The sequence below is a fragment of the Christiangramia pacifica genome (assembly GCF_057221535.1).
In genome coordinates this window covers 1192436-1204322 of record NZ_CM170146.1, presented here as the reverse complement: position 1 = coordinate 1204322, position 11887 = coordinate 1192436, and the positions used below count along the sequence as shown (strand labels likewise).

Genomic DNA, 11887 nt, shown 5'->3' with positions numbered 1-11887 from the left:
TAAACAATCTGTTTTTAAGCTTTAAAAACACCTGAGTCTAATTCTTTCTTCTTCAGCTGACTTTCAATTAAACCAATTTGCCCTATATGATAAATATCATGTTGAATAATTCCGTTTAACAAGTATCCAAAATGATATTCTTTTCCACTCACTTTCTCTTCCAAAAACGAATCATCCTCTTTCTTTTCCAGAATTTTGTAGATCTCACTTTGAGCTGCTACCAGTTTTCTTTTAAGCTCTTCCCATTCTTTCTGAGAGTGAACATGAATTTCCGGCCAGTCTTCCTTTGAATCAATTTCAATTGTATAATCTTTGTTTCCTTTAAGCTTTTCAGCCGCAAAAATTTTCCATGAGATCAAATGCCCAACTATCTGAGCAACGCTATGGGATTCAGGAAAGCAACTTTTGTAGCCGATCACATAAGGAACATTTTCCAGTTTTCGCATTACCGAATCGCCATACCAGGGCTCCCCTTCAAAGATCTCTGAGAGAGATCTGATAATTTCTTTCGTTCTTTTTTTCATTAGAGAATGGATGAAATAGGAAATTACAAAATTTCATTTTTCGCCGCAGTTAAGCTTTTGCCAAATCACCATTTTTTAAAACTCAGAATAGTTTTAAGAATCGTTTAATCGTCTAATCTGCAAGCCTCTGTGATTCAAAGCTTCAACAAATTATAAACTACTTTAAATTAGTTCTAAATAGACCGTAAAAAGGCCTCCAAAGTTTGTTAAAAATTAGTAGGAAGCTTATTTTTGCTCCACTTTATCTAAATAATTCAAAACATTTATGGCGAAATCTGCGCTTTTAAAGTCATCATTGGCGAAAAAATACTGGATGGCTTTCACAGGCCTTTTTCTGTGCCTGTTTTTAGTAGGTCACCTTCTCGGAAATTTACAATTATTACAACCTGTTAGTGAAGCGGCGAAAGATCAGTTCAATGAATATGCATTGTTCATGACCACCAATCCCGCAGTAAAGGTATTATCTTACCTTACTTACTTAAGTATCATTTTTCACGCAATTGACGGTTTACTTCTTACGATACACAATCGTAAAGCTAGACCTCAGGGCTATGTAAGTTTCAAACCTTCAACAAATACCATGTGGTCTTCAAGAAACATGGGAATTCTTGGAACAATCATTTTAGCTTTTATCATTGTTCATATGAGCATGTTCTGGGCTGAGATGAAATTTGGAGGATTAGACGATACTATTTACACCACAGCTAACGGAGAGGAAGTAAAAGATCTTTACACATTGACCGTAAAAACCTTTCAGGATGCGCAATATGGCCTTATTTGGGCAATTGCATATGCATTATCAATGCTTGCCATTGGTTTTCACCTGTCTCATGGTTTTGCAAGCGGATTTCAGTCACTTGGTGTTAATCATCCTAAATACAACGGTTTTATTAAAAAGGTTGGACTTGCCTTTGCGGTATTAGTGCCTCTGGCATTTGCAGTAATTCCTTTTTATATTCACTTTGTACTAGAAAAAATTTAAGCTATGGGAATATTTGAATCAAAAGCACCTAAAGGCCCATTGGCAGAAAAGTGGACCAAACATAAAAATGCAATAGACCTAGTTAACCCTGCGAACAAGCGTAATATTGACGTTATCGTTGTGGGTACAGGACTTGCCGGTGGTAGTGCCGCGGCAACTCTTGCTGAACTTGGTTATAACGTAAAAACATTCTGCTATCAGGATTCTCCTCGTCGAGCACACTCTATTGCAGCTCAGGGAGGTATCAATGCAGCTAAGAACTACCAGGGAGATGGTGACTCTATTTACCGTCTTTTCTATGATACTGTAAAAGGTGGAGATTATCGCTCAAGAGAATCCAACGTTTACAGGCTTGCTGAAGTATCTGGTAATATTATTGACCAGTGTGTTGCTCAGGGAGTTCCTTTTGCACGTGAGTATGGTGGTCTTCTTGATAATCGTTCTTTTGGTGGTGTTCTTGTATCGAGGACATTCTACGCTAAAGGTCAAACAGGACAACAGTTATTACTTGGAGCCTATTCTGCAATGAACCGCCAGATCAACCGTGGAAAGATCAAATCTTTCAACAGGCATGAAATGCTTGATATTGTAAAGGTTGACGGAAAGGCTCGTGGTATAATCGCAAGAAACCTTGTAACTGGAGAATTAGAAAGACATTCAGCTCACGCAGTGGTAATTGCTTCAGGAGGATACGGAAACGTATTTTTCCTTTCAACTAATGCCATGGGAAGTAATGTTACTGCCAGCTGGAAAATTCATAAAAAGGGAGCTTATTTTGCGAACCCTTGCTTCACTCAAATTCACCCAACTTGTATCCCTGTTTCTGGAGATCACCAGTCTAAACTGACGTTGATGTCTGAATCCTTACGTAATGATGGTAGAATCTGGGTTCCGAAGAAAAAAGAAGATGCTGAAGCGATTAGAGCCGGAAAGAAAAAACCGACCGAGCTTTCAGAAGATGAAAGAGATTATTACTTAGAGAGAAGATATCCGGCATTTGGTAACCTAGTGCCTCGTGATGTTGCTTCCAGAGCAGCCAAAGAACGTTGTGATGCAGGTTTTGGTGTGAACAAAACCGGGGAAGCCGTTTATCTTGACTTTAGTTCAGCGATCATGCGTTATGGAAAGGAAGCTGCGACTACTAAGAAAATTGATAATCCTTCAGATGCTAAAATTAAGCAGTTAGGTAAAGAGGTTGTAGAAGCTAAATATGGTAACCTTTTCCAGATGTACGAAAAGATCGTAGATCAAAATCCATATGAAACTCCAATGATGATCTATCCAGCGGTACATTACACAATGGGTGGAATCTGGGTTGATTATAACCTGCAAACAACTATTCCAGGATGTTACGCGATCGGGGAAGCGAATTTCTCAGATCACGGAGCAAACAGGCTTGGTGCTTCTGCTTTAATGCAGGGACTTGCTGATGGATATTTTGTCTTGCCTTATACTATAGGAAACTATTTATCGAACGATATTAGAACCGGAGCAATTCCAACAGATTCTCCAGAATTTGATGCAGCTGAAACTGAAGTTCGTGAAAGACTTGAGAAACTGATCAATACTAAAGGAACTAAATCTGTAGACCACTTCCATAAGATTCTAGGAAAGATCATGTGGAACAAAGTTGGAATGGCTAGAAATGCCGAAGGACTTCAGGAAGCGATCACAGAGATCAAGGAACTTCGTGAAGAGTTCTGGAAAGACGTAAGAGTTCCTGGAGGAACTATGGAAATGAACGCGGAGCTTGAGAAAGCCGGTCGTGTTGCAGATTTCCTTGAGCTAGGAGAATTGTTCGCTAAAGATGCACTACATAGAAATGAATCTTGTGGTGGTCACTTTAGAGAAGAATACCAGACCGAAGAAGGGGAAGCCCTTCGTGATGATGAGAACTTTATGTATGTAGCAGCATGGGAATACACAGGTAATCCCGCAGATGCTATTCTTCATAAAGAAGAATTAGATTATGAAAATATCCAAGTGAAAACAAGGAGCTATAAATAGATTTGAGACATGAGATTCTTTATATCAGATCTCATTTCTAAATACTCAATACTTAAAGTATGAACCTTACACTAAAAATATGGCGTCAGAAAAACGCCGATACAAAAGGAAAAATGGTAACCTATCAGGTTTCAGACATTTCTACGGATATGTCTTTTCTTGAAATGATGGATGTTCTTAACGAGCAACTTATCGAAAAAGGAGATGAACCTGTAGCTTTTGATCACGACTGTCGTGAGGGAATTTGTGGATCATGTAATCTTCAGATCAATGGAGAACCACATGGACCAGATCGCGGAGTTACAACCTGCCAGTTACACATGAGAAGATTCAAAGACGGTGATACTATCGTCATTGAACCCTTCAGAGCTAAAGCATTTCCTGTAATTAAGGATTTGGTAGTAGATCGTAGCGCTTTTGACAGGATTCAGCAGGCTGGTGGATATATTTCTGTGAATACTTCGGGAAATACTCAGGATGCCAACTCAATTCCAGTAGAAAAAGAAAATGCTGATATGTCTTTCTACGCGGCAACATGTATTGGATGTGGAGCTTGTGTAGCTGCCTGTAAGAATGCTAGTGCCATGTTATTTACCTCTGCGAAAGTGAGCCAGTTTGCACTTCTTCCACAGGGTGAAGTTGAAGCAGACCGTAGAGTTCTGCAAATGGTGGAGCAAATGGACAAAGAAGGATTTGGTAACTGTACCAATACCGGCGCCTGTGAAATCGAATGTCCTAAAGGAATTTCTTTAGAGAACATCGCAAGAATGAACAGAGAATATTTAAAAGCGAGCGTGAAGTAATTTGCTATTAATTTGAATATAGACAAGCCCGGACTTTGTAGTCCGGGTTTTTTTATGCATTTTATTTAAAAATTGATGAATGTCTGCAATATCTAAGATCAACTCAAAATTACCCGGAACAAAGACCAGTATTTTCTCAGTAATGAGTAAAATGGCGAACGATCATAATGCCATAAATCTATCGCAGGGATTTCCAAATTTTGAAACAGATCAGGAATTAAAAGATCTGGTTACGCAGGCCATGAATGATGGGTATAATCAATATCCTCCAGATACCGGCGTACAGGAATTAAGAGAGCAGATATCCGCAAAGATTAAATCTCTGTACGGAAAAAAGTATGATGTAAATTCCGAGGTTACCGTGACATCCGGCGCTACGGAAGCTCTTTATGCTGCCATAACCGCTTTTGTGCAGAAAGGCGATGAGGTGATCGTTTTGAAACCGGCTTATGACACCTACGAACCAACAGTCAAATTAAGTGGAGGTATTCCGGTGCAGATTCAATTAAAGGGCGAAAATTATGAAGTGGATTGGGAAGAAGTAAAGTCGGCCATCACTTCAAACACCCGAATGGTCATCATTAATACCCCGCATAACCCAACCGGAACTATCCTTTCGGAAAAAGATATGCTGCAGTTAAAGGAAATTCTTTCCGGCACCAATATCATTCTCTTAAGCGATGAAGTCTATGAACATCTAATATTTGATAAGGAGCAGCATCAAAGTGCCTCAAAATTTCCGGAACTGGCAGAAAGATCTATTGTTTGCGCTTCTTTCGGAAAGACTTTTCATAATACTGGCTGGAAGACTGGTTATTGCGTCGCTCCTGAAAAATTGATGAAGGAAATTAGAAAAATTCATGAGGTCACGGTTTTTTCTGTAAATCATCCAATGCAACGCGCGTATGCCAAATACCTTAAGAATCCGGAGAATTATCTGGAACTCTCTAAATTTTATCAAACCAAACGGGATCTTTTTCTGAATCTTATAAAAGATTCCAAATTTACCTACTCACCATCTAAAGGGACCTATTACCAGCTTTTAAATTTTTCTGGAATAACCGACGAAAATGACGTAAATTTCGCCGAAAGATTAGTAAAAGAATACGGATTGGCATCCATTCCGGTTTCTGTCTTTAATATTAACGAGAAGGATAACAGCCAGTTGAGATTCTGTTTTGCAAAGACAGATGAAACGCTGGAAAAGGCGGCGGAAATACTTTGTAAATTATAGATGAGCTTGAATATTAAGATCCGGAATCAGGATTTTGTATTACATCCTTTTGGAGCCGCCTACTGGCCAGAACAGGAAGTTCTTTTAGTGGCCGATGTTCATCTTGGAAAAGTTTCGCACTTTAGAAAACATGGCAGCGCCGTTCCATTTAAAGCGATCGCCGAAAACTTTAGAAAACTGGATATTCTTCGAAGGGATTTTGATCCAGAGCATATTGTTTTTCTAGGAGATCTATTCCATAGTTCCTTGAATATGGAGTGGAATATGTTCGAAGAATGGGTTAACAATATAGACAACCAGGTATATCTAATTGCAGGAAATCATGATATTATTTCACCTCTGAAATATGAAGAACTAGGAATAAAGATATTTTCAGACGTTAAAGTTGATGGTTTTCATCTAAGTCATCACCCTGAAAAAACGGAGGGCCATTTTAATATCTGCGGACATATTCATCCAGGATTTAAGATGAGGGGAAATGGAAGACAAATTTTAAAACTATCTTGCTTTTTCAAGAGTCAGGATCAAATGATCTTACCAGCTTTTGGAGAGTTTACCGGTAATTATTTTATGGAACCGGAAGATGGAGATCGAGTTTTCGCAATTACCGGTAAAGAAGTAATCCCCGTTAATTAACCTACAATCGACCCTAAAATGATAAAAAAATTAGCCGTTTTAAATTTTCTTTCAGTCCTCTTGAATATCGTCATAAATTTTTATGCACAAACAGGCAGGATCAATAACACCACGATTGGAGAAGTTAGCGACAAATATTCAAATCTTTTTACCCCGGCAGATTACGCGTTTTCTATATGGGGATTAATATTTTTCAGCCTTCTCGCCTCCTCTATTTTTATGATCTATCAGGCATTTACAAATGGTAAATACACAGATTTCATAAAAAATTCTTCTTTCTGGTTCATTGTAGCAAACATAGGAACAGCTCTATGGACCGTAACCTGGCTATACGATTTTACAGGAATGTCTGTTGTACTGATGTTTCTTGTCATGGCTAAGCTTTCTAAGCTAATTTTAAACAATAACATGGAAACCTGGGACGCACCATTCAAAACAATCGCATTTTACTGGTGGCCTATTTGCCTGTTTTCAGGGTGGATTGCAGTTGCCAGTATTGCAAATGTTGCTGCCTGGCTTATTGAAAGCGGTTGGGATGGTGCAATATTTTCAGAAGTTCAATGGACTTTGATTATGATCACGGTCGCAGTTATCCTAAATTTATTAATGATCTATCTGCGTAACATGCGTGAATTTGCTGCCGTAGGAATCTGGGCATTAATCGCGATCTATGTGAGACATCTGGAAGGCCAGGAATTAATCGCAAATGTCGCTCTTGGTGGAGCAATCATTTTAGCCCTTTATGCGGGATACCATGGTTTCAAGAACAGAAAGTCTAACCCAATGTATAAATTGACGCAAGGCGAAAGCCTCTAGATCATAGATTTAATATCACTGGACCAGCTTGGATAGGTAAAGATCATGCCTTTTAAAGTCCTGCAATCCAGTTTTCCACACATAGCCATCACGAACATATTGATGGTTTCACTGGCTTCATTACTTACCAAATGCGCACCAAGAACCAGTCCGCTTTCTTTGTCTACCAGAGTTTTATAAGCATAAATATCATCATTGATACGTTTTGCATTGAACCATTTGGGGACATTGTTGGTTTCGACTCTAAAATCATAACCCTTTTCTCTGGCCTGTTTTTCATTAAGCCCAACTGAAGCTAAATTTGGTAGCGTGAATACTACTGAAGGCTGCGGCGGATAATCATATTCATGAGGCCTGTCAAGGTCAAGAATATTGGCTGTCACTACTCTTGCTTCCTGAGATGCTAACGGAGTTAAAGGTAAACCTTCACTATTTGAAACATCTCCGCAGGCGTAAACATTCTTGTTACTTATACTTTGCAGATTCTTATTTACCGTAATCCCCTTATTAGAAAATTCTACATTTCCTTTTTTCAACTCCAGTTCGTCTATAGAGGGTACTCTTCCCGCAGCATTTACCACACATCTGGCCTTGATAGAAATCTCCTTACCATTTTGATCTGCCATGACACGGTAATTCTTTTGAAGTTTTTCTACCTCGCTTACGCGAGCATTGAAAATAAATTTAATACCCAGCTTTTCCGAACATTCGGTCAGGTATTTTACCATATCCTGATCAAAATTGCTAAGAGGTGCAGATTCTCCGTCAATTACGGTAACTTCAACTCCACAGCGAGCTGCAATATGAGCAAATTCCATCCCGATATAGCCCGCACCGATAAAAATCATGCTTTCAGGCAATTCTTCAAGATCTAGGAAATCATCGCTTGTAATAGGCAATTCTCTTCCGGGAATAGACAATTCTAATGGTTTATTTCCCGTGGCGATCACGAGCTTTTCGAAGATCACCGTTTTACCTTCTACAGAAATAGTATTTTCATCAATGAATTTAGGCGACTGGTGATACATTTTGATTCCGAGGGCTTCCAAATCATTTTCAGTCGCTGCTGGAACAGCTTCGGTAAATTTTTTCTTGAAATTCTGCAGATCTTTCCAGCTTATTTTGGGCATTTCAGCAATACCATAACCCTTCATCTTCTCTGCCCTGTTCATGATTTCAGTAAGTCCCACCAGAACTTTTTTAGGATCACAGCCTCGATTTGCACAGGTCCCTCCATATTCGCGATTATCAGCGATAGCCACTCTCAAACCAGCCTTTACACATTCCTTGGCAACACTTTTTCCCGCTGTTCCGGTGCCTATAACAAATACATCAAACTTTTCGATACCCATAATACTTACTCATTTTGAGTGAAAATAGATAAGTTTCAAGCCATTCTACGTTAGAAAAATGGTAAATATTTAAAATGCTATTTAATCGTTAAATATCATTTAACTGGTTGTAAGGCAATTTGTATGAAATTATATTTGCCGTAATGAGTACAAGTCTTATCGCCCAGAAATTTGCACAGTCCTCGCAACAGCAAGAACTGCAAAATGCTATTGCCTCTTCCGAAAAAAATCATCCAAATATTCATTTAAAAGGTCTTGTTGGTTCCGCGTTATCATTTGTGGTTTCAAATGCTTTCAAAGAATCTGAACATCCCTTTCTACTGATCTTTAACGACAAAGAAGAAGCCGCTTATTACCTGAACGATCTGGAACAGCTAGTAGGAGAAAAAAACGTGCTATTCTATCCCGGTAGTTACCGCAGGCCTTATCAAATCGAGGAGACTGATAATGCCAACGTGCTTTTAAGGGCAGAAGTTCTTAACCGGGTAAATTCAAGGAAAAAACCAGCGCTAATCGTTACTTATCCGGATGCTTTATTCGAAAAAGTGGTTACCAGAAAAGAACTGGATAGAAGCACCCTGAAAATAACAGTTGGAGATGAGCTTTCTATTGATTTTGTTAATGAAGTGCTTTTTGAATACCAGTTCAAAAGAGTAGATTTTGTAACCGAACCGGGAGAATTTTCGGTTCGTGGAGGAATTATCGATGTTTTCTCATTCAGTCATGATGAACCTTATAGAATTGAATTTTTTGGCGATGAAATAGATAGTATCAGGACTTTTGATGTGGAAACACAGCTTTCAACAGATAAAAAGAAGAAGATCTCGGTAATGCCGAATGTAGAAAACAAGCATTTGGACGAAGTTAGAGAAAGTTTTCTCAAGTATATTTCAGCAAAGACGATTGTTTTCATAAAAAACCTGGACTTACTTTCGGCTCAGGCCGATAAACTTTATAAAAAAGCTGAGGAGGCTTTTAAACAACTTTCAGAAGATGTAAAGCACAGTGCGCCGGAAGAATTGTTTTGTAACGGGGAGTTGATTAAAAAGCAACTTCTGGACTATTCTTCCGTAGAATTAAGCACGCAGGCATTTTTAAAAACCGATAAAAGCATTGTTTTTAATACAAAGCCGCAGCCTTCTTTCAATAAACAATTTGAATTGCTCATTGAAAACCTGGTTGAAAATCAGGAAGCAGGTTATACCAATTTTATTTGCTGCGTAAGTGAACAACAGGCAAGGCGATTTCACGATATTTTTGAAGATCAGGAGAAAGAAGTGAAATATCAGACTCCTGTATTTTCAATGTTCCAGGGCTTTATCGATGAAGATTCTAAAACCGTTTGTTATACAGATCACCAGATATTTGAGCGTTACCATAAATTTCATTTGAAGAATGGCTATGCTAAAAAGCAGGCGATCACCTTAAAAGAACTGACCAATCTTGAGGTAGGAGATTATGTAACGCATATTGATCACGGGATCGGGAAGTTTGGCGGACTTCAGAAAATAGACGTGGAAGGCAAGAAACAGGAAGCGATCAAGCTGATTTATGGCGAACGCGATATCCTTTATTTAAGCATTCACTCTTTACATAAGATCTCTAAATTCAATGGGAAAGATGGGAAGCCTCCCAAGATCTATAAACTGGGAAGTAATGCCTGGAAGAATTTAAAGAAAAAGACCAAAGCAAGGGTTAAGCATATCGCTTACGATCTTATTAAGCTCTATGCGAAAAGAAGAATGGAAAAGGGCTTTAAATACGACCCGGATTCTTATTTACAGCATGAGCTCGAAGCTTCATTCATGTATGAAGATACGCCAGATCAAAGTTCAGCTACCGCGGCTGTAAAAGCCGATATGGAAAATGAACGCCCCATGGATCGCCTTGTATGTGGAGATGTTGGGTTTGGTAAAACTGAAATTGCCATCAGGGCGGCATTTAAGGCGGTAGACAATAACAAGCAGGTAGCGGTTTTGGTTCCAACTACGATTCTGGCATTTCAGCATCACCAGACATTTTCAGAAAGGCTGAAAGATTTTCCGGTTCGTATAGATTACCTGAATAGATTTAGAACCGCCAAAGAAAGAAAACAAACGCTGGCAGATCTCGAAGATGGTAAAGTTGATATCATTATTGGAACTCACCAACTGGTTAGTAAAGCGGTAAAATTCAAGGATCTTGGTTTACTCATCGTGGATGAAGAACAGAAATTTGGGGTAGCTGTAAAAGACAAGCTGAAAACAATCAAGGAAAATGTGGATACGCTAACGTTAACGGCCACTCCAATTCCAAGAACGCTGCAATTCAGTCTAATGGCTGCGAGGGATCTTTCCACGATCACCACTCCTCCACCTAACCGATATCCTATTGAAAGTCATGTGATACGTTTTTCTGAAGAAACCATTCGGGATGCAGTTTCTTATGAAATTCAGCGTGGCGGGCAAGTTTTCTTTATTCACAACAGAGTGGAGAATATTAAAGAAGTTGCCGGGATGATACAGCGACTGGTCCCAGATGCAAAAATTGGCGTGGGACACGGGCAAATGGAAGGTAAGAAACTGGAGAAACTGATGCTGAGCTTTATCAACGGAGAATTTGATGTACTTGTCTCAACAACCATTGTTGAAAGTGGGTTGGACGTTTCTGAAGCAAATACCATATTTATCAATAATGCTAATAATTTTGGACTTTCAGACCTTCACCAGATGCGTGGCCGGGTTGGAAGAAGTAACAAGAAAGCTTTCTGTTATTTTATTACTCCGCCATATTCAGCAATGACCGAAGACGCGAGAAAGCGAATTACCGCATTGGAGCAATTTTCAGAATTGGGAAGCGGATTCAATATCGCCATGAAAGATCTAGAAATTCGTGGGGCTGGTGACCTTTTAGGAGGTGAGCAAAGCGGATTTATAAATGATATTGGATTTGATACTTATCAAAAAATTCTGAACGAAGCGATCGAGGAATTAAAAGAAAATGAATTTAGGGATCTTTATGCTGAAACTGAAGATGTAGAGCAGAAGGATTTTGTAAAAGACACCCAGATAGATACTGATTTTGAACTTTTATTCCCTGATGACTACATTAATAACATCACGGAAAGACTGAATTTATATACCAAGCTGAACGAGCTGAAAACCGAGGAAGAACTTCAGAAATTTGAGGGTGAACTGGTAGACAGGTTTGGGGAACTGCCAACCCAGGCTGTAGATTTACTGAATTCAGTTAGAATCAAATGGATCGCTGCAAAGATTGGGCTGGAAAGAGTGGTGATGAAAAAGAACAAAATGGTTGGTTATTTTATCGCCGACCAGAAATCAAGGTTCTACCAGACCAATAATTTCACGAAAGTGCTTCAATACGTACAAACGCACAGGCAGAATTGCACGATGAAAGAAAAAGAAACCCGTGGCGGCTTAAAACTCTTGCTCACCTTTGACAAGATCAACTCGGTAGATAAAGCTTTAAAAGTTTTACAGCCATTAGACTTCAGAAAAAAAGAAGAGCCTGTAGAAGCAGAATAAAATAAT

Annotated in this window: 9 protein-coding genes; 7 read left to right on the top strand and 2 right to left on the bottom strand. The window is 39.0% G+C overall.

The window, feature by feature from the left end; all coding sequences use genetic code 11:
* Nucleotides 1-14: 14 nt before the first annotated feature.
* Nucleotides 15-524: a DinB family protein gene (locus AC2S94_RS05610; RefSeq protein ID WP_484630529.1), complete on the bottom strand. Its 510-nt coding sequence runs from the start codon at nt 522-524 to the stop codon at nt 15-17.
* Between the two features lie 265 nt (nt 525-789).
* On the opposite strand from AC2S94_RS05610, the gene AC2S94_RS05605 reads away from it, so the two are divergent.
* From AC2S94_RS05605 to AC2S94_RS05580, 6 genes are all read left to right on the top strand, one after another.
* On the top strand, nt 790-1506 hold the full coding sequence (locus AC2S94_RS05605) for a succinate dehydrogenase cytochrome b subunit (protein ID WP_484630528.1): 717 nt from the start codon (nt 790-792) through the stop codon (nt 1504-1506).
* A 3-nt stretch (nt 1507-1509) separates the two neighbouring features.
* Nucleotides 1510-3513 carry a fumarate reductase/succinate dehydrogenase flavoprotein subunit gene (locus AC2S94_RS05600; protein WP_484630527.1) on the top strand — a complete coding sequence of 668 codons (2004 nt, stop codon included), beginning with the start codon at nt 1510-1512 and terminating at the stop codon, nt 3511-3513.
* Nucleotides 3514-3572: 59 nt separating this feature from the next.
* Nucleotides 3573-4316 carry a succinate dehydrogenase/fumarate reductase iron-sulfur subunit gene (locus AC2S94_RS05595; RefSeq protein ID WP_309562370.1) on the top strand — a complete coding sequence of 248 codons (744 nt, stop codon included), beginning with the start codon at nt 3573-3575 and terminating at the stop codon, nt 4314-4316.
* Between the two features lie 79 nt (nt 4317-4395).
* The gene (locus AC2S94_RS05590; RefSeq protein ID WP_484630526.1) at nt 4396-5550 is read left to right on the top strand and encodes a methionine aminotransferase; all 1155 of its coding nucleotides are present in this window, start codon (nt 4396-4398) and stop codon (nt 5548-5550) included.
* Nucleotides 5551-6186, top strand: coding sequence for a ligase-associated DNA damage response endonuclease PdeM (pdeM, locus tag AC2S94_RS05585; RefSeq protein WP_484630525.1), 636 nt, complete (start codon nt 5551-5553; stop codon nt 6184-6186). It begins immediately after the preceding gene.
* Nucleotides 6187-6204: 18 nt separating this feature from the next.
* Entirely contained in the window at nt 6205-7002 is a 798-nt protein-coding gene (locus tag AC2S94_RS05580; RefSeq protein WP_484630524.1) for a tryptophan-rich sensory protein, read from the top strand.
* Here the strand turns inward: AC2S94_RS05580 and AC2S94_RS05575 are convergent.
* On the bottom strand, nt 6999-8354 hold the full coding sequence (locus AC2S94_RS05575) for a dihydrolipoyl dehydrogenase family protein (protein WP_484630523.1): 1356 nt from the start codon (nt 8352-8354) through the stop codon (nt 6999-7001). The genes AC2S94_RS05580 and AC2S94_RS05575 overlap by 4 nt on opposite strands.
* A gap of 143 nt (nt 8355-8497) precedes the next feature.
* Here AC2S94_RS05575 and mfd point away from each other — a divergent pair, with 143 nt between their 5' ends.
* Nucleotides 8498-11881, top strand: coding sequence for a transcription-repair coupling factor (gene mfd / locus AC2S94_RS05570; protein WP_484630522.1), 3384 nt, complete (start codon nt 8498-8500; stop codon nt 11879-11881).
* Nucleotides 11882-11887 lie beyond the last annotated feature (6 nt).

Coding starts and splice junctions, on each gene's coding strand:
- AC2S94_RS05610 (WP_484630529.1), bottom strand. CDS start 524: ATGAAAAAAAGAACGAAAGAAATTATCAGATCTCTCTCAGAGATCTTT.
- AC2S94_RS05605 (WP_484630528.1), top strand. CDS start 790: ATGGCGAAATCTGCGCTTTTAAAGTCATCATTGGCGAAAAAATACTGG.
- AC2S94_RS05600 (WP_484630527.1), top strand. CDS start 1,510: ATGGGAATATTTGAATCAAAAGCACCTAAAGGCCCATTGGCAGAAAAG.
- AC2S94_RS05595 (WP_309562370.1), top strand. CDS start 3,573: ATGAACCTTACACTAAAAATATGGCGTCAGAAAAACGCCGATACAAAA.
- AC2S94_RS05590 (WP_484630526.1), top strand. CDS start 4,396: ATGTCTGCAATATCTAAGATCAACTCAAAATTACCCGGAACAAAGACC.
- pdeM (WP_484630525.1), top strand. CDS start 5,551: ATGAGCTTGAATATTAAGATCCGGAATCAGGATTTTGTATTACATCCT.
- AC2S94_RS05580 (WP_484630524.1), top strand. CDS start 6,205: ATGATAAAAAAATTAGCCGTTTTAAATTTTCTTTCAGTCCTCTTGAAT.
- AC2S94_RS05575 (WP_484630523.1), bottom strand. CDS start 8,354: ATGGGTATCGAAAAGTTTGATGTATTTGTTATAGGCACCGGAACAGCG.
- mfd (WP_484630522.1), top strand. CDS start 8,498: ATGAGTACAAGTCTTATCGCCCAGAAATTTGCACAGTCCTCGCAACAG.